The organism is Emticicia aquatilis, from assembly GCF_014644295.1.
Taxonomy (GTDB): domain Bacteria; phylum Bacteroidota; class Bacteroidia; order Cytophagales; family Spirosomataceae; genus Emticicia; species Emticicia aquatilis.
Genome location: NZ_BMKK01000001.1, coordinates 556,561 through 577,899 on the forward strand (window position 1 = coordinate 556,561; position 21,339 = coordinate 577,899).

22 protein-coding genes are annotated in these 21,339 nt (G+C 38.3%); 7 read left to right on the forward strand and 15 right to left on the reverse strand.

Annotation, left to right across the window (positions count from 1 at the left end; genetic code table 11):
- Positions 1-143: 143 nt before the first annotated feature.
- From IEX65_RS02370 to IEX65_RS02380, 3 genes are all read right to left on the reverse strand, one after another.
- The gene (locus IEX65_RS02370; protein WP_188764266.1) at positions 144-1,058 is read right to left on the reverse strand and encodes a PfkB family carbohydrate kinase; all 915 of its coding nucleotides are present in this window, start codon (positions 1,056-1,058) and stop codon (positions 144-146) included.
- 100 nt (positions 1,059-1,158) lie between these two features.
- Positions 1,159-2,340: a hypothetical protein gene (locus IEX65_RS02375; protein ID WP_188764268.1), complete on the reverse strand. Its 1,182-nt coding sequence runs from the start codon at positions 2,338-2,340 to the stop codon at positions 1,159-1,161.
- 423 nt (positions 2,341-2,763) lie between these two features.
- Entirely contained in the window at positions 2,764-3,111 is a 348-nt protein-coding gene (locus IEX65_RS02380) for a YciI family protein (protein ID WP_188764270.1), read from the reverse strand.
- Between the two features lie 98 nt (positions 3,112-3,209).
- Here IEX65_RS02380 and IEX65_RS02385 point away from each other — a divergent pair, with 98 nt between their 5' ends.
- The 7 genes from IEX65_RS02385 to IEX65_RS02415 all read left to right on the forward strand — a co-directional run bounded on the left by IEX65_RS02385 (position 3,210) and on the right by IEX65_RS02415 (position 8,324).
- Positions 3,210-3,593: a winged helix-turn-helix transcriptional regulator gene (locus IEX65_RS02385; protein ID WP_188764272.1), complete on the forward strand. Its 384-nt coding sequence runs from the start codon at positions 3,210-3,212 to the stop codon at positions 3,591-3,593.
- A gap of 191 nt (positions 3,594-3,784) precedes the next feature.
- Positions 3,785-4,471 (forward strand): hypothetical protein, encoded by a 687-nt coding sequence (locus IEX65_RS02390; protein WP_188764274.1) that lies wholly within the window; start codon positions 3,785-3,787, stop codon positions 4,469-4,471.
- 23 nt (positions 4,472-4,494) lie between these two features.
- A complete protein-coding gene (locus IEX65_RS02395) occupies positions 4,495-5,187 on the forward strand; it encodes a hypothetical protein (protein WP_188764276.1) in 693 nt (230 codons plus the stop codon).
- A 53-nt stretch (positions 5,188-5,240) separates the two neighbouring features.
- Positions 5,241-6,134 carry an NAD-dependent epimerase/dehydratase family protein gene (locus IEX65_RS02400; RefSeq protein ID WP_188764278.1) on the forward strand — a complete coding sequence of 298 codons (894 nt, stop codon included), beginning with the start codon at positions 5,241-5,243 and terminating at the stop codon, positions 6,132-6,134.
- Between the two features lie 18 nt (positions 6,135-6,152).
- Positions 6,153-6,506, forward strand: a complete 354-nt coding sequence (locus IEX65_RS02405; RefSeq protein ID WP_188764769.1) for a DUF2200 domain-containing protein — start codon at positions 6,153-6,155, stop codon at positions 6,504-6,506.
- Between the two features lie 187 nt (positions 6,507-6,693).
- Complete coding sequence (locus IEX65_RS02410) at positions 6,694-7,419, forward strand: nitroreductase family protein (protein ID WP_188764280.1); 726 nt, start codon at positions 6,694-6,696, stop codon at positions 7,417-7,419.
- A gap of 158 nt (positions 7,420-7,577) precedes the next feature.
- The gene (locus IEX65_RS02415) at positions 7,578-8,324 is read left to right on the forward strand and encodes an NIPSNAP family protein (RefSeq protein WP_188764282.1); all 747 of its coding nucleotides are present in this window, start codon (positions 7,578-7,580) and stop codon (positions 8,322-8,324) included.
- Positions 8,325-8,411: 87 nt separating this feature from the next.
- Here the strand turns inward: IEX65_RS02415 and IEX65_RS02420 are convergent, their stop codons facing one another.
- The 12 genes from IEX65_RS02420 to IEX65_RS02475 all read right to left on the reverse strand — a co-directional run bounded on the left by IEX65_RS02420 (position 8,412) and on the right by IEX65_RS02475 (position 21,313).
- Positions 8,412-9,008 carry a hypothetical protein gene (locus tag IEX65_RS02420; RefSeq protein ID WP_188764284.1) on the reverse strand — a complete coding sequence of 199 codons (597 nt, stop codon included), beginning with the start codon at positions 9,006-9,008 and terminating at the stop codon, positions 8,412-8,414.
- A gap of 89 nt (positions 9,009-9,097) precedes the next feature.
- On the reverse strand, positions 9,098-9,520 hold the full coding sequence (locus IEX65_RS02425) for a lipocalin family protein (RefSeq protein WP_188764286.1): 423 nt from the start codon (positions 9,518-9,520) through the stop codon (positions 9,098-9,100).
- A 22-nt stretch (positions 9,521-9,542) separates the two neighbouring features.
- Positions 9,543-11,075, reverse strand: coding sequence for a phage tail-like protein (locus IEX65_RS02430; protein WP_188764288.1), 1,533 nt, complete (start codon positions 11,073-11,075; stop codon positions 9,543-9,545).
- A gap of 23 nt (positions 11,076-11,098) precedes the next feature.
- Complete coding sequence (locus IEX65_RS02435) at positions 11,099-12,709, reverse strand: NHL repeat-containing protein (RefSeq protein WP_188764290.1); 1,611 nt, start codon at positions 12,707-12,709, stop codon at positions 11,099-11,101.
- Positions 12,710-12,713: 4 nt separating this feature from the next.
- The gene (locus IEX65_RS02440; RefSeq protein ID WP_188764292.1) at positions 12,714-14,279 is read right to left on the reverse strand and encodes a phage tail-like protein; all 1,566 of its coding nucleotides are present in this window, start codon (positions 14,277-14,279) and stop codon (positions 12,714-12,716) included.
- Positions 14,280-14,284: 5 nt separating this feature from the next.
- Entirely contained in the window at positions 14,285-15,769 is a 1,485-nt protein-coding gene (locus IEX65_RS02445) for an NHL repeat-containing protein (RefSeq protein WP_188764294.1), read from the reverse strand.
- A complete protein-coding gene (locus tag IEX65_RS02450) occupies positions 15,770-16,876 on the reverse strand; it encodes a M43 family zinc metalloprotease (RefSeq protein WP_188764296.1) in 1,107 nt (368 codons plus the stop codon).
- A gap of 10 nt (positions 16,877-16,886) precedes the next feature.
- Complete coding sequence (locus IEX65_RS02455; RefSeq protein WP_188764298.1) at positions 16,887-18,191, reverse strand: phage tail-like protein; 1,305 nt, start codon at positions 18,189-18,191, stop codon at positions 16,887-16,889.
- A gap of 196 nt (positions 18,192-18,387) precedes the next feature.
- Entirely contained in the window at positions 18,388-19,218 is an 831-nt protein-coding gene (locus tag IEX65_RS02460) for a helix-turn-helix domain-containing protein (protein ID WP_188764300.1), read from the reverse strand.
- 42 nt (positions 19,219-19,260) lie between these two features.
- Complete coding sequence (locus tag IEX65_RS02465) at positions 19,261-19,809, reverse strand: cupin domain-containing protein (protein WP_188764302.1); 549 nt, start codon at positions 19,807-19,809, stop codon at positions 19,261-19,263.
- Positions 19,810-19,897: 88 nt separating this feature from the next.
- A complete protein-coding gene (locus IEX65_RS02470) occupies positions 19,898-20,404 on the reverse strand; it encodes an SgcJ/EcaC family oxidoreductase (protein ID WP_188764304.1) in 507 nt (168 codons plus the stop codon).
- Between the two features lie 78 nt (positions 20,405-20,482).
- Complete coding sequence (locus IEX65_RS02475) at positions 20,483-21,313, reverse strand: helix-turn-helix domain-containing protein (protein WP_188764307.1); 831 nt, start codon at positions 21,311-21,313, stop codon at positions 20,483-20,485.
- Between the last annotated feature and the right edge of the window lie 26 nt (positions 21,314-21,339).

A 21,339-nucleotide genomic window follows, 5' to 3' on the forward strand; every position in this document is an offset into this window, starting at 1 on the left:
GACTTAGTTGATTTATATGATGAACTTGAATACGATTATATAGAAACCAATTTTCGTGTAACATATTGATTATTACATCACACTAAAACAAAATCAATCATAATAATCAAATCAATCAACTAAATCATAGTTCAGACAATTTTCTACAACTCAAACGTAGCCAATTTTCTAAATTCTTCTACACGAGCTGCTATTTCTTCTTGAGAAAGGTTTTGGATACGCTCCGAACCGAATCTTTCAACACAGAAAGAAGCCATTGCCGAACCATAAACGATAGCACGTTTCATATTGTCAAAACTCAAATCATCGGTTTTTGCTAAGTGAGAAATAAATCCACCTGCGAAAGTATCACCCGCACCTGTTGGGTCGAAAACTTCTTCTAATGGCAATGCAGGACAGAAGAAAATATCATCGTTTTGGAATAACAATGCACCGTGTTCGCCTTTCTTGATGATTAGCGTTTTTGGTCCCATTGCCATGATAGTTTTGGCTGCTCGACGCAACGAATAATCACCCGAAAGCATACGAGCCTCTTCGTCGTTGATTGTTACACAGTCAACATCTTTCAATAATGCTTTCAAATCATCGAGAGCAATATCAATCCAAAGGTTCATTGTATCGAGCAATACAAACTTCGGACGTTTGTTCAAACGCTTCAAAACCAAGTGCTGAATAGCTGGAGCGGTGTTTCCGAGCATCAAGAAATCACAATCTTGATACGATGCAGGAATCTTCGGGTCGAAGTTTTCCATTACGTTTAACTGAACTTCTACCGTATCTCGGCTATTCATATCGTTGTGATAGCGACCATGCCAGAAGAACGATTTCTCGCCTTTTCTGATTTCAAGACCATCCACATTTACGCCATGACTCACCAAAGTGTCAATCATTTCTTGTGGAAAATCTTCGCCAACAACCGCAACGAGGTTATTTTCTTTTACGAAGTATGAAGCAGTGAGCGTAATGAAAGTGGCTGCTCCGCCAATGATTTTATCTGTTTTTCCGAATGGCGTTTCCAATTTATCAAACGCTACCGAACCTACTGTAAGTAATGACATAGATAATTTACCTTTGTAAAAGGATTTTTTTAGTGAAAATGTCTATATTATTGCAAAGTTAACGATTTTTTATTTATTTTTTACTTCGTAAAACAGCTTTTTAAATCGGTGGGCAACGCTTAAATTCCTTATTTCTATCAAACAAATATCGGTAGGTAATATAAGTCTTGTATTTTTTTGCTCCCAGCATTTGCGTTACTTTGAGCATTTTTGGGTTAAAATCGGCAATCCAGTTGAGTTCGAGAGTTTCATACTGGTAATTTGGTACCCAACATGCCCTCGAAAACGACAAAGCAATGGCCGATTCGATACCACGTCCTTGGTATTCGGGAATTACCCCAAAAATTACTCCACGAGCTTTTTTGTTGGTTTTCATCAAAGTATGATACAACCATTTTATTTTACCAATCAAATTCAGCTTACCGTTGATGTGCTTAATGATTTGGTTCAATTCGGGAATCATGATAAAAAACGCAATCGGCTCGCCGTTATGGTAGCCAAACCACATTAGTTCTTCTTCCAAAATCGGTTTCATGGTTTGCATAATGGCCGCTGCACGTTCAGGTGTCATTTCGCCAGCCGACATATTTTTTGCCCAAGCTTTATTATAAATAATGCGAAAATCTTCGGCAAATTTGGGTAATTCTTTCTTGCTTACATGCTTAAATTCGTAGCCCGGTGTGTTGTAAATCCGATTAGCAATCTCGAATAATGCAGGGCGAACAACCTTTCGAGCCTCAACTTCGGGAATCGGCAACAGGAATGTGTATTGCTGGAAATAATCTTGAAAACCGTAATTCTCGAAAAACGCACGGTAGTATTTTTGGTGATAAAACATCCCCCAAGTTGGTTCGGCATCATGTGGGTCAACGTGCAGCCCCCACCAATTATCACGTTCGCCAAAATTCACTGGGCCATCCATAGCTTCCATGCCTCGCTCTTGTAGCCATGCTTTGCATTTATCAAACATCGCAAAGGCAACTTCTTGATTATCAATACATTCAAAGAAGCCCATGCCCCCAGTTGGTTGTTCGTTTTGGTTGGCAGTATTCGGGTTTACAAATGCCGCCACTCTTGCAATGATCTTACCCGAATTGTCAAGAGCCAACCAACGAATGCAATCGCCACCATCGAAAAGTGGATTTTTGGTGCGGTCAAAGATTTTTTCGATGTCGTTGTCGAGCGGACGAATCCAATATTTATTGCCTTTATAGAGGCGTGAAGGAAACTCTAAAAATTCTTTTTGTAGCTTTCTGCTCTCTCCTACTTCAATGATTTGCATACTCTATTACTATTTATGAGTGCAAAGATAGTTTTTAGAGTTCTGAATTCTGAGTTTTGAATGCTGAGTTTTGTTCTTTTGCAGATTTTTAGGTAAGAAAATCCATGTTTCGTATAGAAATAACCGAAAGTGATTGTTTAGTTTGTGGTTGGGGATTTACTACATTATGCTTCTATAACCACTAAAAAATGATATAAATGGTATCACGAAAAACAAGTTTAGCTCAAAACAATACAAAAGGTACTACAAAACTTTCGTATATTTGAGAGTTAATGGTAATGGTAGGACGCCCCTACCAATACGTAACATACAACTGACAACAAAACGTCAACACCTTTACAAAATAAAAAGGCTGCAACCTAATGTACAAGTTGACATAGTTACAGCACATTTTTGAACTACTGAATTTTGAGAAGTCGGAAATTAATTTTGTTTTTGGACTGGTCGAACTTCTACTTTTCCGTTCTCTTCAAAAATAGGACACCCTTTTGAAATCTCTACAGCTTCATTAATGTCTTTTGCGTTAATGATGAGATAGCCATTAACCATTTCTTTGGCTTCTATGAAAGGACCATCTGTCACGACTTTATTTTTTCCGTTTACCTGTTTACCACTGCGTTGAAGAGATTCGCCACCTGCAAGGATTCCTTTCTGACCAAGACCTTGCATCCAAGTTATCCATCTTTGAATGTATTCCATAGCTTCCTTGGAATCATTGGCATTATCGGGATGAGTGTCACCGCCTCTAAATAAAAACATAAATTTTTCCATTTTGATTCGATTTTAATTGTTACTTTTATTTACTTTTATAGTGTAAATATTCATTGTTAATATTTATTCTACAAGTAGGACTATAAACCAAAGTAAGTATGAAAAATAATACTATTACTGTAAATCAACAATTTAACGAAGAAAAAAAAATCGTTTTTGATGAAAATTCTTGCCCTGTCACTGCTACTATGCAGGTTTTAGGTGGGAAATGGAAGTGCATTCTCATTAATGCTATCTATATAACATCCCCTGCAAGGTTCGGTGAATTGAAGCGAAGTGTAAAAGGAATAACTCAATCTATGCTTACTCAACAGTTAAGAGAGTTGGAGGATGATGGGATTATTAGTCGAAAAATTTATGCAGAAATTCCGCCAAGGGTTGAATATACACTCACTGACTTTGGGCTAAGCCTTTCGCCAATTATACAGACAATGGCAGAATGGGGAAAGCAATACAGGCTTAACAATGAGTCAAAAAAGTAAAAGTAAGAATGGCCTAAATGTAGAACATTTAGCCAAACCTTATCTATAAAATATCCCCTTAGAACTGAGATTTTCTAATCCATTGACTTTTTTTCTAATATTAGCAAGATTTTGCCGAAAGTGTTGTTTATGACGACAGCCTCAAACTAAGGAGAAAACAAATCAAATTTCACTATTAAAACTTTAAAAGCATGACCCGTAAAGAATTTTGGAAATTATACGAAGAAAGAGATTCAGAAAAAATATTGCCAGTGCTTTCAAAGGCAAAAACTTTTGGCTTTAGTATGAAAGAATATGCTTTACAGTCGTCAGCTTTAAGGGATTACGAACAATTATATTTTTTATGGCAATTAAAAGCGAAAGCTTATACAGAAAATATAAAAGTGATTTTTGAGCGGTTTGAAAAGGGAGAAACGTACAAGGAAATTATGCTTGAAGAAGCGAAAGAAAAACAAAAAAAATTAGACTCGGTAAAAGCTGATTTGACGAAATTCAAATCGGTAAAGAAAATCCCATTTGGTGAAATTATCTTTGAGAAAAATGAGGATAAAACCTATAAATTAACCTTACCTATATTACCTTACCTCATTGATGATTACATTTGTGAAAATGGAATTTTGGAATTTGACCCTCTTGAAATTACAGAAAAACACATCAACAAAGGTCGTATAGATTTTGAAGATGATACATTTGGTCAAAGTATATATCTTTTTGGTTCTCATAATCCCGTTGATTTGAATTTTATTGAGTTTAAAGGCACCTCCAAAAACAATATAAATATCGAGATAAATTTAGCCTTTCTTTTTGAATATGAAAGTAATGGGAAAGACCAGAAATTAGTTATTCCTCTGACTATTCCTAACATTTTCATTAATTGATTTTATTCGTGCATTTAGCCAATATGATAGATTCTTCTCAAGCCAAACATCAAATTCAATGTGTCACAAATTTTCATGACCTTGTTTCTACGCCATTTAATCGAGAAATAAATGCGATTGGCTGGATACGGAATCTAAAAGGTGATTTCGCTGAGATTGTGAGTAAGGTAGAACAAAACGAAAATATAACGCTAATAGATGAAGTGCTACTCCGTGAACTTTCATTGAGCGAACAAGGAAATCTTGCTCGTGAAATTATACTAAATGACTTGCAATTATTGACGGCACATGGTGCCGCTCCAGTTCTTAATGTGGTCAAGTGTTACGACAGAGACGATGACTTCCCGTTCTTTCCGACTGATGTTTACTCTTTCCATGTAGATAGGTCGCCTATACCAACCGATACTTTTTTATGTACTTATTACGGTGTTCCGAGTGATATATTGCCAAATTCAGAAGCCATACAAAAAATAACGATTCCCGAAATACGTGATGAACTCAAAAAACTATATGATGGAGACGATGAAGGTTTTGAAGCCTTTTTAACTGAAAATTTCTTTGACCTTCACTATCAAGCGAAACCCAAGGCACACCCTATCAGCTTAGGTATCGGACACATCTGGAGGCTGGCGATAGATTATCCTGAAAGCAAAATTCCTCCATGCGTTCACCGTGCTCCTAAGGAAAAAACTGAGCGGTTGTTGCTCATTTGTTGAAACCAAACTCCCTCGCTCATAGTTACCAATAAAACCACTAATCAATCTAAACAATGCGAATATTATTTACAGGCGGCTCGGGCAAAGCAGGAAAACACGTGATTCCGTACTTACTCGAACAAGGACATCAAGTGTTAAACGTTGACCTTACGCCTCTGAAACACCCAGGAGTAGATAACCTAATTGCCGATATTACTGACTCTGGACAAATGTTTAATGCCATGAGTTCATATACTGGCTTGCACGAACTCGAAGCGGGCAGTGGCGTGCCGAAGTTTGATGCAGTGGTACATTTTGCGGCCGTCCCTCGAATCTTAATCAAACCCGATAACGAAACTTTCCGAGTAAATACTGTTGGTACTTATAATGTAATTGAAGCAGCCGTAAAGCTGGGTATCAAAAAAATTATCATTGCATCATCAGAAACAACTTATGGAATCTGTTTTGCTGATGGCATAACCGACCCAAAAGTATTGCCATTGGAGGAAGATTACGACGTTGACCCAATGGATAGTTACGGTTTATCGAAAGTTGTGAATGAAAAAACGGCACGTGCTTTCCAACTACGTTCGGGCTACGATATTTACGCCCTTCGTATCGGAAATGTGATTGAACCGCACGAATATGCCGAACTTTTTCCGTATTATTTCAAAAATCCCGAAGTGCGTCGCCGAAATGCTTTTTGTTACATTGATGCACGTGATTTGGGGCAAATCGTAGATTTATGCCTGCAAAAAGATGGACTTGGTTATCAGGTTTTTAATGCGGGCAATGACCACAACGGAGCAATTATTCCGAGCAAAGAATTGGCCGAAAGATTCTTCCCGAATGTACCAATCACACGTGAATTAGGCGAACATGAAGCATTGTTTTCTAATCGTAAAATTCGTGAAGTATTAGGCTTCAAAGAACAACATAATTGGCGGAAATATGTACAATTAGATTAAAACTTAAGCGATTGTATGATGAAAACACATGATGAACGTTTTGCCGAAATGACATTTGCTTCGGTGTATCCGCACTATATCGCCAAAGTAGAAAAGAAGGGAAGAACCAAAGAAGAACTACTCCAAGTAATCGAATGGCTGACGGGCTTCGATGAGCAAAAACTCAAAGCCCAAATTGATGCGAAATCTACTTTTGAAACCTTCTTTGAGCAAGCTACACTAAACCCAAACGCCCACTTGATTACTGGGCTAATATGTGGCTATCGTGTTGAAGAAATTGAAAATTCTTTGACACAAAAAGTTAGGTATCTCGATAAACTCGTTGATGAATTGGCGAAGGGAAAAAAAATGGAGAAAATTCTAAGAAACTAATAGTTCCGAAAACCATCTTACCTGCTTATTTTAAATACTGAGTAGGCAATCAATAAAATATTCCAGCAAAAACCATCAAACTATTGCTCAAAGAAATACCTCTACCAAGAAAAATCCTTTTCCGTGAGTTTAAACAATAGGTTTAATAACTCACGCAAAAATTTAGTAATACATAATCAACAAAATAATGACTTTAGCAGAAATAATCAATTACAGACGCTCCGTACGACACTATAAAAACCTTCCGATTGACTCAGAAAAAGTAAAAAATTGTATCGAACTGGCCACTTTAGCACCCAATAGCTCTAATATGCAGCTTTGGGAATTTTATCATGTAACGAATCCAGAAACGTTAAAACAACTCTCAGCAGCTTGTTTAGGCCAAATGGCAGCAACCACTGCCCAGCAAATGGTTGTGTTTGTGACAAGGCAAGATTTGTACAAGAAAAGAGCAAAAACCATGATGGCGTTAGAAACCCAAAATGTGCTAAAAAATACACTTAAAGAGAAACAAGAGAAAAGAGTTAAACGCTGGGAAATGTATTATGGTAAAGTAATTCCGTTTTTATATGCACGCTTTTTAGGTATTTTGGGACTTATCCGAAAAATCATTGTAAACATCGTCGGGCTTTTCAGAGCAATTGTTTATCAAGTATCCGAAAACGATGTGAGGGTTGTTGTGCATAAAACCTGTGCTTTGGCGGCTCAAACATTTATGCTGGCAATGGCAAATGAAAAATACGATACTTGCCCAATGGAGGGTTTTGATAGTAAAAAAGTAAAAAGTATCTTGAATTTGCCTTTTGGGGCCGAAATCAATATGGTTATTTCCTGCGGTATTAGAGAAGAACAGGGCGTTTGGGGAGATAGAATGAGAGTTCCTTTTAATGAAGTGTATCAACGAATTGAATAGGCTTCAAATAATTTTCTGACTATCAAGTTTGAATATCATCAGTGTTTTTCAACAGATACTAATGATATTATTAAATAAAAAAATCCAACAAAAACCATCAAGCTATTGTTCTAAGAAATACCTTTGCTAAGTAAAATTCAACCCTTCAATTAAAAACAATGAAAAAACTACTTCTATTGGTTGCTCTGATGAGTATCGGCAATTTTTTATTTGCACAAAAACAAGATAATCGGTATTTTGAAATGCGTATATACTACTGCGAGCCAGGCCGTTTACCTAATTTATTGACTCGTTTCAGAGACCATACTACCAAAATTTTTGAACGCCACGGCATGACAAATATCGGCTATTGGGTGCCTGTGCAAAACGATAAAAATGCTTTGTATTATGTATTAGCTTACCCAAGCAAAGAAGCTCGTGATGCTTCGTGGAAAGCTTTTGGTGCTGACCCAGAATGGAAAAAAGTAAGCGAAGAGTCGCAAAGAGATGGCAAAATTGTAGCCAAAGTTGAGTCAATTTTTATGAATGCCACTGATTTTTCGCCAAAAATCAAAGGAAAAGTAAAAAATCCAGAACGTATGTTTGAGCTAAGAATCTATACTGGTACACCAAATAATATTGATAATGTATTAGCTCGTTTCAGAAACCACACTACGAAACTTTTCAAGAAACACGGCATGGAAAACATTGCTTACTGGAAAAGTATCGAGAAAGAAGGTACACAATCGAGATTGGTTTATATCTTGGCTCACAAAAGCGAAGAAGCAGGAAAAGCTTCTTTTGATGCTTTCAGAAAAGATGAAAAATGGATAAAAGTACGTGACGAGTCGGAAAAAAACGGCAAAATCGTAGAAAAAGTAGAGTCTATTTACATGACTCCAACAGATTTCTCAACGATACGATAAGATTTTAGGTCATCAAAAAAACAAAAGAGTCGGGCGAATGTCCGACTTTTTTAGTGTTACTACCATGAAAATTTAAGACCATATTCATCAAACCCGATTCAATGAAACCCTTACTTTTTTGCTCAGAAAAGGTTCTTGATTTTTTAGGTTATTGGGTGTTATGCTTTTACGAAAAACGATTGTTATGACAAAACTCATTTCATTTTTTTTCCAGAAACCCTCAGTAAAAAGAAACGAATAATGATATGGTAACGTCTCTTTCACATTAGCAAGCAAATGAAAATCAAACAACTGTATATTTTTTGTATTCAAAGAGCCTCTCACTTTATATTGTTCTTCTTTACGAAACTTATTTTCGATTCTCAGCAAGCCATCAAATTTATCGGTTTCGATATACAAACGTCTTTTGTAGGGCAAGCCAATACTGTAAAAAATGCGTTCAAGCTTAGTATATGGCTCATATATTTCTAAACTTACTTTTTTTTCCATACTATCAGGTTCCATAAACTTTCCTGACCATTTGCCCACCAATAAGGGTTTGTTTTCATCAAAACTATAAGCCCACGGATACGCTCTGCTATCGGTTTTATAGCTTACATAATAACCAACAACACCCACAACACCAAACACAAGAGCAAACAATATAGTTAAAAACAAGGCCGTTAGAAAGTAAGCTAATTTCATATAAATAGCGTAGTTAAGTAAAATTCCTAAATCTAAGCATATTTACAACTTTACACAATTAAAGTTTTTGTAAAGCGAGCCTATCTCATCTATATTCGTTCGTATTTTATAACTAATCTTTTGGTTTTATTCAGTCCTTCGGCGGGAGTATAGGTGTGCGTCATTGTCATGGTTTTGCCAGAAAAACTTAGCTCATAGTTCGTATCCGTAGTTGTTTTTCCTACTTTCTGACTAATAAAGAATTTATTACCTGTTTGCGTCCAGTTGGCTTCAATTTTCGGAAAAGACTCGCAGCCTTTCGGTAAAATCATGTAGTGTTTTCCGCCACTCTCAAAAACATATTTTATATCCGCACTGCACGGAAAGGCTACCGATAAATTCTTTTGCAAATCATCAGTTTTGCCATCGACATACTCCAAAATCGAAGATGTACGTTTCCAAGTTCCCACAATATTCTGAGAAAAAGCGGGCATAAAACCACAAATAAGGCACAATAACATTAAGCTTTTCATAAGATTCTTGATTTTAAAAGTTTCATTCTTCAATTTTCTGTAAAAAAGTATTAGCGTTTCCACTGCTCGAAATAATCACATTTTTATCAAAAAAACCTGTAACTGAAAACGTTCCAAAGACATTGAGTTTGGTACCATTTTTAACGACTTTCGAGCCAATATCATCGGCTGTGCTTCCACCATTTTTTACCCATTGAAAAGCTCCTGTATTGTCATATTTGGCAATAAAATAATCTTTTGTGCCGAAGGGATTTAGTGGTTTTGTACTGAAAAAGACAGTTCCTGTATAATAGCCAGTTTGATAAATATTTCCGTTGGCATCAATAAAAATTCCTCTTGCTTCGTCATCTACTTGACCACCTGCTTTTATGACCCATTGGCTCGCTCCTGCCGAATTAAATTTTGCGATATAGGCATCTAAATAACTGTTCGTAGCCGTGATATTTGTTGTACCGAAAGTGGCTACATCGGCAAAACCTCCCGCCAAATAGGCATTCCCAGAACCATCAACCGCAACAGCATTGCCCGTATCGGCATAGTTTCCGCCGCCACGTTTCACCCATGAAACCGTTCCGCTGGTGTTGTGTTTGGCAATAAAAGCATCGGAAGTACCTACAAACGGGGGCGTAATGGCTGTGCCTGCATAGTTAAACGAACTACTGAAATTTCCTGCCACAAAAACATCGTTTGTTGAGTTAATGGCAATATCTCGAGCGAAGTCTTTGTAAGTACCACCGTAGGCATTTACCCATTGAATAGTACCAGTATTATCATATTTTGCCACAAAAATATCTTCATCGCCTGCTGAGGTGCGAGCATTAGCTCCAAAATTCGCAGTTCCTCTAAACGAGCCAACGATATACACATTTTGGCTACCATCAAGGGCGATTCCGTAACCGTACTCAAAGTTTGAATCGTTACTCCCACCCTTTTGAACCCACTGTAAAACACCTGTTGAACTATATTTTGCCACAAAAATATCAGAGCCTCCTGCCGAAGTTAGATTGCCATTTCCAAAATTGACAGTTCCCGAAAAATGACCAGTTACGTAAACATTTCCGCTGGCATCGGTTGCAATATCGTAAGCTTCGTTCCAACTACTCGTTCCGAAAGCTTTTGCCCAAACCAAACAGCCTTTTGAGTTGAGTTTGGCAAAATACATATTCAACGAACCCGAAGCTGTGAGTGTGGTATCGCAGAGCGTAATCGTTGAGCCAGAAAATGAGCCAGCTATATAAGTAAAGTCATTATCGGCCGCCAAACCATGGGTATAATGCAAAAAACCTCCCGTAATTGGCTGAGAAATAGTGGCTTTGGCAACCGAACTACTTTTGGCAATATCGGAGCATTTCCACTGGCTACCATCATAAAAACTCAGACAATTGGTGCTTAGATTATAGGCCAGCATTCCTTTTTGTGGTGATGGAATAGCCGCCAACTGACTGTTTGTTAGCTGCGGAACTTGCACATTGTTTTGAGCCACATTGGCAAATTGAGCTTGGGTATTGATTGCAATAAACAAGCACAAGAATGTATATAAATATTTGATTTTCATGGTTTTAATTCATTTTTTAATACTTATTCAAAAATCCTTAATAGAAATATATCTTCTCCCGAAGGACTGAGATTTGAGTAATTATTGGCTTGTAAATACTGCTCATCAAAAAAGGCAATTCCTCTGAAAAAACCCGTTGCGTAAAGATTCCCAAATCCATCTACGGCAATGGCGTTGGCACTTTCATCGTATTCTCCTCCCGATTTTTTGAACCATTGAAGTTCTCCACCCGAACTGTATTTGGCGTAAAAAATATCTCTATTACCATTCGGCGTAGGCACAATCATATAGCCATCTAATGAAGGTGCGAATGTATAATTGGCTGCTACATAGACGTTTCCGCTGGCATCAACCGCTATGCTTCGGCCTTCTTCTTCACCGTTTCCGTTTGTTTGCTTAGCCCATTGAGCCACACCCGAACTATTGAATTTGGCCAAAAAAAAATTACCGTAATCATTCAAGTTTGGCGTAAGTGTAATGCCATTGCCAAAAGTGGCACCGTAGGCATAAGTTCCCGTAATGTACTGATTACCAGCAGCATCGAAGGCAATATCATTCACAATATTAGAGTAACCCGCCACCGACTGTGTACGAAAAACCGATTGATAAGTGCCATTCAAATCATATTTTGCCACAAATCCATCGGATTGATTATTACCCGTTATGGTATTTCCGCCAAAATCGGCTGGACTAACATACATACCCGTTATATACACATAACTACCATTCACCGCTACTTTTCGGCCTGCATCGTGGCTGTTTCCACCTGCTCTTCTGGTCCATTGTTCAGCTCCCGAAGAGTTGTATTTAACCAAGAAAATATCATCATAGACATTAGCATTTGATGAAACAGAAGTTAGCGAAAGACTACCGAAGACGGATGTTCCTCTGAATGTACCGCTGGCATAAATATTACCAGAAGCATCAATTGCTAATCCATAACCAAAGGTTTTATTATCGTAAGTGTATGGCGATGCTCCACCTTTTCTCGACCATTGCACAATGCCATTGGCATTATATTTTATCAAGAAAAAATTATTTTCTCCAAGCGAATTAAGGGTATTTCCGTTTAAAGTAAATGAACCATTGAAATTTCCAGAAAAATAAACATTTCCTGCATTATCTACGGCGATAGCCATACCTTCGGCACTTTGACTTACGCCCAGTTTCCGTGTCCAAAGGCGTTGCCCGCTTGCATTATATTTAGAAATAAACGCATCGACATTCGTGGCTGTCAGAGTGGTATCGCCAATGGCTGCCGATTGAAAAAATGTACCAGCGAGATACATATTATTATTGGCATCGGTATAAACTTCGTAGCCTTTTTCGTTATTATTACTATTTCCTCCCATTTTTTGAGGCGTAAGAATCGGGGAGTTATTGCCTTGAACTTGATTAGTACATTTCCAAGAAACACCATCGTAGATTTTTAGACAATTAATGGTGTTATCAAAGACCGTCATGCCCACTTGTGGTGATGCAATAGCTTTGATTTGATTGATGGTCATTGACGGAATTTGAATGTTCCCTGCACTTCCAGGTGTAATGGTGATGGACTGTGCAAAAGCCCCCCCCGCCCCCAATGGGGGAGCCAGAAAGCTACCTAAAAACAAAATTAATGTCAGTTTTTTCATGGTTTTATTCTTTGATTTTGTAGAGATAAAATCCTCTTTGCGAGCCACTTGTAGAGGTCAATAATGTGCCACCGAAAGAAGCCGACTGCAAGAAATAGCCAGTAGCATAGATTCCGCTGGGTGTGTAAGCGATGCTCAGACATCGGTCGTTGTTGGCTCCTCCTCCTTTTGTTATCCAATCAATTTTTCCTTCGGAGTCATATTTGGCAATGAAAATATCTAATTTCCCAACCGTAGTAAGGTCGTTTGTACCAAAACTAACGCATTTCTGAAAAGCTCCCGCCACCACACAATTTCCCGAATTATTGGCCGAGATATTCAAATAAATTACACCATCTTCATTCGTTCGCCCTGCGTGATTGAGCCAAGCTAAAACCCCAGCCGATGAAAATTTGGCGATGAATGCCCCTCTTGCCAAACCATCGGGGTCTTGGGTAGTATTTGCGTAATTATCGACCGATAAAGTAGCACCTCCGTAAGTTCCAACTAAAAAGACATTCCCTTGACTATCAGTGGCTACGTCTCGGCCAATATCATCGCTGTTTCCACCTATTCGGTTTTGCCAAAGTGCGTTGCCATTGGTATCATATTTTACGATAAAGGCATCATTTTGGAGTATGGCAGTTACATTATTAGTCGTGGCATTGTTGCCAAAGTTAGCCGAGCCATTAGTGCTGCCTGTAATATAAAAATTTTCGCCTTCTACTTCGAGGCTTTCGGGTCGGTCGTTGGCAATTCCCCCCGCTCTTTTTGCCCAAATTTCGCTACCATCAATCGACGAAAGTTTCAGAATAAAAATATCATCTTGCCCGATATGATTTAAAGTTGTGGTATTGAAAGCCGTAGAAGTGGTATAAACTCCTGTCACAAAAATCATGAGTCCGTTGGTTACTCCGATTTCTTTTACTTGTACAAAATCGGTATAATCTACTCGCCAACCATAAGTACCGTTGGCGTTGCGTCGTTGAATACGGTTTACATGAACAATATTATTAGGCGAGGTTGCATATTGCTGATAATAAGCAAAATAGATATTTCCATAGGCATCTACTTCCAAATCTATCATCGAAGCCCCTGCTTCCGAAACTGCCCAAAGAATACTGCCTTCTGGTGAAAATTTGATGATGAACACGCCTTCAGTATATTGTTGAAGCACGGCATCGTAAGAAGTAAAATTATAGCTTCCATAAGTGGCGGTTGCATAAAAACTTCCCCCAACGTAAACATTTCCAGCGGCATCGGTGGCTATGCTTACTCCAATGTCATCGTTTGAATTATTCCCGATTCGCTTGGCTGATTGGTTGCTCGGTGTGATGCCTTTGGTAGAACTCGTACAAATCCATTCGGTGCTGTTGAAATATTTAATACATTTGGCATCAGTATCGAAAACCATCATGCCTTTTTGCGGTGAACTGATTGCCAAAACTTGGTTACTCGTCAGGCTCGGCAAACGCATATTATTGGGCGTAAACGTACTCTGTCCGAAAGCCCCGAAGCGTCGGTCGCCCCAGCCCCCGATGAGGGAGCTTATTATGATGTTTAATGTCAGATATATCAATAATTTTTTCATGGCATTTATTCTTTTATTCTCAGCAAAAACATAGAGTTTGCTTGGGAAGTAGTAAGCGAAACCGAACCAAAGGTGAGGTTCCCAGTCGTAAAACTTCCTGCAATCCAGACCGATTTTCCTTTGCCAGTGGCGATTGCATTGAGTGTTGCCTTTGTTTTGGTTGTCCAAATTACCTCATTGGCTTTATTTCGTTTGAGAATAATGGCTTGTGGGAGAATAGGTGGACAAACCTCATTAGTCAATGGGCAGGGCAAAGCTTTTATATTGTAGATATTATCGTTCGTAATCATGGTTTGTTGCTCTGAATAATACCCTGAATTGGAAAAACCTTGTTGAGTTGAATTCAAAGAACCATTTGAAGCATTGATTTTAAGCTCGATTGCATTTCCATAAGCAATATAGTTTTGAGGACTTACGCAAGAATTGTTGTTTACAATTACGCTCTCGTTGTAATAAAGGTGATTGGCATTGAAACCCACCAAAAGAATCAGATTACCTTCGGCATCAATTCTGTGAAGTGAGACATGCGTAATAGCATCATCAATAGCATTAGCTTTAAGGTTTTGAAATGTTTTTATCCATTGAAAAGTACCATTGGCAGAAATTTTACCCACAAAATGCTTTCGATTGGTAGTAGAAAGGACAGCAGTAGGGTCTGTTCCGCCCGAAAAATCAAAACTTCCACTATAAAAGTAGCCTGTGAAATAGCAATTATTGGCAGCATCGGTAAACGTTCCATCAATAAAAATATCGCCAGCACAGGCATGTTTTACCCAAAGTAGGTTTTTGTTGGCATCGTAGGCAAATACTCCATTATTGTTGGGTGGATTAGTGCCATTTGGACAACCAAAAGTAATATTATTGATAGTTTGGCTATAACCTTCGATTCTTTGATAGCCATAGACATTGCCGTTTGGAGCGAAAGTTGGCTTAGAAAAAGGTAAATCATTGGTATTATCACGTAAACCATTTGCCAAAAACTTATTACCTCCCACAAATACATTTCCAGCATTGTCGATTGACAAAGGCCCATAGCTCGTACCATTTCCCAAATCATTTGCCCAAAGTATTTGCCCATCGGCGTTAAATTTCACCAAAGCCACATAAGAAGCAATCGGGTGGCTATTGGTAAACGTCTGACTGCCATAAGTTACCGTACCACGGTAGGTTGTCAGCACATATACATTGCCGTTGGCATCGGTTTTCATATCAAAAACATTATCGTTATTGTTGGCATTTCCTCTGAAAAGTGCCATATTTTGACTTTCAAAATTGGAGCTTTGTGCATTTCCACTTCCCCATTCTGTACCATCAAAGGTGCGTAAGGTTTTCAGTTCATAATCAAAAACTATCATGCCTTTTTGTGGAGAAACAATAGCTTGAATCTGCGAACTTGAAAGGCTTGGAATCTGCAAATTATGGCTCGAAATCGTGGAAGATTGGGCGAAAACCATTTGCCCAAAGAGTAATAATAGAATTATTTTGTTCATCTAATTACAATATGGGTTTGGTTTTAAATTAACTCTTCCACCATTGCTTGGCGAAAAACGAGTGTTGGAGTTAATGAGTATTTTTTTTGATTGCAACGTAAAATTGGCAGTACCGTTTACGATAAAATTACCTCCATTCGGAAATATGCGATACAAATCACGGCTGATTCCTGTTGTAACCCCAGTCGAATAAGTTTGGCTCCCGAGTTCGGTATAGGTTTCTTGTGCAGTAATAAAAAAGAACCCAAGAGTATTTGTCAAAACATATCTCATCCTATCGCCTTGTTCGGTTGTGAAATTATTTCGGCATGCCCTAACCCCATAAGCCATAATATTGCTAACATCTGGCATATATGGAGTATTACATTCATCCAACTTTGTACCAGTATATACACAGTCAGAGGTATTCGTCGCCAAATAACCATTATTATCGTCGGGGTCGGCAGGCGTGCTACAAAGAAAATCACCATCGAATTCACAATCTTTACACGCATTTGTTCTCGATACACTTTCTGCTCCAAAAGATGTTTCAAATGTATGATACAAGCCAAACACATGACCCAATTCGTGTGCCATTGTAGATATATTTTCGCTATTAGGTTCGTCTAAAACACTACCCACTAAGCTTATATATGCACTATTATTGGGTATATTATAGGCAGTTCCATTCAATTGAGTTTGTCCAGCAACCAAATTTAAATGAACAAATACATTCAGATACCCCGCAACTCTGTATGGGTCAAGTTCACTTTCTTCAGTATCTATATCCTGAAAATTGAGGTCACTATTATTAATTTGTCTGATACCACCCAATACGAAGCAAATACCATGTGGTGCATACTGATTGAAAGTATTTTGTAGTTGTCTGTAAATTTCAGAGTCAAGGGTAGCACGGCTACTACCATTGTTTTCGGCAAATACTGTAAAATATAGTTTTATGCACAATGGAGCGGTTAATTGGGCTTCTTTCAGTAAAAACGTTTGCATATTTTTACTCGAAATTCTGTAAGGTATTGTAGGCGTTTTAGTACCACAAACTCTTGGTTTTTCTTGAGCGTTTACTAAAATTGCATTGGCAAAAAATAGTAAAAAGATTACCTTTTTCATGCTTATCTCCTTATTTTAGTGTTTTAACTTGCTTTTTGAGTTGCTCAATTTCAGTATTTTGCTCAATTACATAGAGAGTCAACTCTTCGATTTTTTGCATCATTTTTGTTGTTAACTCTGCCAGTTTTACTCCGTTTTTCTGAATCTCCTCAGCACTTGGCACATCGGGTAGATGCTTATTTTCATTGATAAATCTTGCTACTTCTGAAAGTGGTTTCAACCTAAATTTTTCATCAAAAACATAATCGGCCCAACCTGTTTCTACAATCACTTCATTGGCTTTCATCGTACCATTTACTTCCAATTTGTAAAGCGTCGGATAACGCCCGATACCCACTTTTCCTCCAGCTTCCACATCACTAATGATTACATTTGAGCCATTTTTACCTCCTCTGATGTAAGTATCCTGATTCGCACCATAGTTAAAATGATTGAAATAGGAAGTACCTCTGATAGCAGCATTACCAGTTATATCAAGATTATAAGCTGGTGTAGAATTATTGATACCTACTTTACCATCGTCCATAATTACCATTCGTAAGGCATAATTTGTCGAAAACATCAGTCTTTTTGCTGGGTCGCCCCCAACTATTGGCGGTACACCAATTTCTAAACCATAATATCCAGCTGGATTAAATGGGTTATTCGTCCATGCTCGTAAGAAACCATACTGAGCATTGGAAATACGGTCATTAAAAATCATTAAACTATTTGTACCATCAACTTTGATTAGTTGCTCGCCTGTCGAGTACAAATGGAGCTTGTATTCAGGTGTAAAGTTGGTTCCAATACCCACATTCCCTCCAAAGGGGTTTAAGACTAATTTACTTGGAGAACTATTTAAAAGGTTTCGGGCAAAACTCTGAATTTTATTGCCATCTAATTTTGTGTATGCCGCATCACCTGTAGAATTATTGATTGTCATACTTCCACCAAAGTAGTCGCCTAAAAGGCTATTATAAGATAGTGCAGGAGCAGAGAATTTTGCATCACCATTGACCTCAAGTTTGAATGAAGGATTACTTAACCCAATTCCAACATTTCCAGTATTTGTATTTTCAAGATTGATACCGTTTTCGACCCAGCCAACACCACCAGTTTTAAGGCTTATCCATGCTGTGCCATTCCAGTATTTCATCACATTTAAATCTTTATCAAACACAACTGTACCCTTTGGCTGATTAGTGAGGGCATCAATAAATGCCGTAGTAAATTGCGGAACAGAGATTCCTTGACTGGGGCGAAGTTCGACACTCTGAGCGAATCCCTCAAACCCCACCGCAATCATTAATGAGAATAGTATTATTTTTTTCATGGTATAAAAAATTATGATTTTATGCGTTCACAATTTGTGTTTTTGAATACTCACAGACAAAAGTTTAGTACCCCTACTTCATGACACATTCACGGTCATTACGTAGGGTTTAAGTCAAAATTAGCAGCTAAAACAAGGCTTAAAAAGCAAAAAGGGGCAGACTACACGAATTGGGGTAAACAACAAAGGCACAGAATCAGACTTCGACAATTCCAAACTTACGCTCGGGCGATTGGGTATCTTGCATATAAAAACTGGCGGGAGTCATTCCAGTAAACTCTTTATAATCTCGCACTAAATGTTGGTAATCATAGTACCCACAATCGAGAGCGATGCTGAGCCAATCTTTATTCGGGAAGGCATTTTTCATTCTAAAAACCTTATCGAATCGAATGATACGAGCAAAATATTTTGGGTTGATACCGATACGTTCATTGAAATTTCGTTCAAATTGTTTGGCACTCAAGCATGCTTCTTTTGCCAACCAATCGAGCGAATAACTATTGACATTTTGAAGCATAGCAATTCCCACTTTATCAATCGGGCGAATTTCGTAGGCTGATTTTTTGAGCAAACCCAACAAAAACTCTTCTACAACTGGAATCATCTTTGGGTAATCTTCGATACTGCTCAGACGTTCGTTCAAAGCCTTTGCTCCATTGCCCAAAACCGCTTCTGCATCAAAATACTGGTTATTCAAATCTATCGTCGGAATGCCCGTCAGACGATACAGTCCACCAGGTTGAAACACAACCTGAACCATCAGAAAATCTTTACCTACGTGCCTGTGGCTTACCACATTTTGCTGCCCAATGAGTGCCGACCGCACAGAAGGTAGCACTCGACCATCTTCATAAGTTACTTTTTCGGAGTCTCTTGGATAAAAACTCAAAGTTACTTCTGGTCGAGGCGGATACGCTTTGGCAGGCGGTAAGGTACTATCGGTAAATGACAAGTGCATAAACCGATACATCCGTACGTGCTGCTGCAAAGCTAAACTGGGCTGTAAATCATAAAAAAATGGCATGGCTCTATGATTTTTTAGTCAATTTACCAAATTTAGCTTCAATTACAAAGTAATCGGTGGGCCAACTACTTTCATGCCATGTGCCTGATGAATTTGCTGAACCAATTCGGGCGTTGGTGGGCCTTGCAACTCATTCATTTTCTTGAAAAATTCTTCCATTTTTCCCGCAGGTTGCAGAAAATATACCAACTTTCCTTTATCCGTTAATTGCAACCATGTGTGCGGCACTGCCCTTGGTAAGAAAATTGTATCACCCGCTTTTAAGGTTGAACGTTCGTCGCCTACTTGAAACAAAAACTCGCCCTCTACTACATAAAAAATCTCGTCTTGGTCGAAATGAACGTGCAGTTGAGGTCCAATTTTTTGAAATCCAACGTACTCAAAAACTGATAGCTGACCATCAGTATCTTTGCTCGAAATCTTTACATCGTTGGGGTTTACACCTCGGTACTTAATAGGTTGATTAAATCGGTCTTTACCCGCTCCTACCGTAAAACTTTTTGCGGAGCGATTTCCGTCTGTCAATTTTGCTGGGTTCGCAATTACTGGAAAAGCGGCCAAAGAAGCCTGAATGAAGTTTCTGCGTTGCATCGTTTTTTGATTTATTAGGTTCGATAAATATTTCGATACAAAGTTTCACTATCAGCGGGATATTTTAGTGGTAAAAAATCGACATTCTTTAATCTTGCTTCGGCATTTTATTTACAGGATTGCTTCGTTGGGCTTGCTCTACCACTACCACGTTTTCTACGGCTGTTAAGAGCCATTTATCTGCTTTTTTCACAAAAACCAATAGTTTTAAATTATCAGCTTCTGGGTATAAAGTACCCGATGGCGAACTATAAGCCCCAACTCGCTGCAACAAATGCACCACCATCACATCTTTCGTGACAGCCCTAAAATGTACACTTTTCTTGGTTAGCGTAACATTCTTAAACATTCCTTCATGAAAAACTTGATGAGCGTATTGAATCTCACGGCGGTTTTTCCACCACATACCTACTACGTTTACCCAATCGCAATCTTCGGTGGCGTAGTTGGCAATATCATCGTAATTGTGGTTATTCCAACTCGCAATCAAAGCATCGACTTGCTTATCAACTGCCATTTCGTCGGGAGTTTTAGCTTGAGCAAAAAGTATGTTTGATAATAAAATCAGGAAACAAAAAGAAACTAATTTTCTCATAATCAATTATTTATGTTTAATTCTTGATTACAAAATTAGCGGATGGGTAGTTGCTGGAATAGTACAAATACGACAAGTTTAGTAGTAAAGCTGATTACGAAGCGAAAAAGGAGTTGTATGAAATTCGTTTTCTATAATCGAAGGAGAAACGCCACAGAAGGCCTTAAAATCTCGAATCAAGTGCATTTGGTCGAAGTAGCCACATTCGTGGGCAATGGTTGTCCATTTGATATTAGGTGTGCTTTCTTTCATCACCCAAGCCTTAGCAAAGCGAGTTTGACGAATAAAAAACTTTGGAGAAACCCCTACTCGCTGCAAAAATTGGCGTTCTAACTGTCGGTTGCTCACACAGGCTTGTGAGGCAATAGCATCAACATTTACAAGTCCGCCATCTTTCAAAATCATTGGCAAAACGCTATCTATCGGCAGTCTGCTACGCAGTTTATGGAGTTTTTTCAGTAGAAAATGCTCAACAATTTCTTTCAATTTATCGGGTGATTGGGTTTCGGCCAATTGCTCATTGATAAACTGAATTTCTTTGTCCAAAATATATGTACTATCCAACGATTCATCAACGGGAAATTCATTCATCGAAATCCCCAACAAACGATACAACCCACATGGCTGAAAACCAACTTTCACTGTAAAATTAGAATGGTGCATTTTCAGCTTGATTCTATTAACCTGCGGGCCAACCAAAATGCTACGATTGAGTTTTACCTTTTTGTTGGTAGTCAGATATTCGCTTTCGGGAGCTTCAAACGGATAGAAATAAAGACATTGCTCAGGCAATGGTGGAAACGAAAACTCAGGGCGAGGCAGATTTCGGTCTAATTCAAAGCGAAAAACCATGATATTATTCACAAATTCGCTCAAAGCGGGGTGCGGTTTGTAAATTTTATGAAACATAGTTTTCGATGAATTTTATTAGAAAT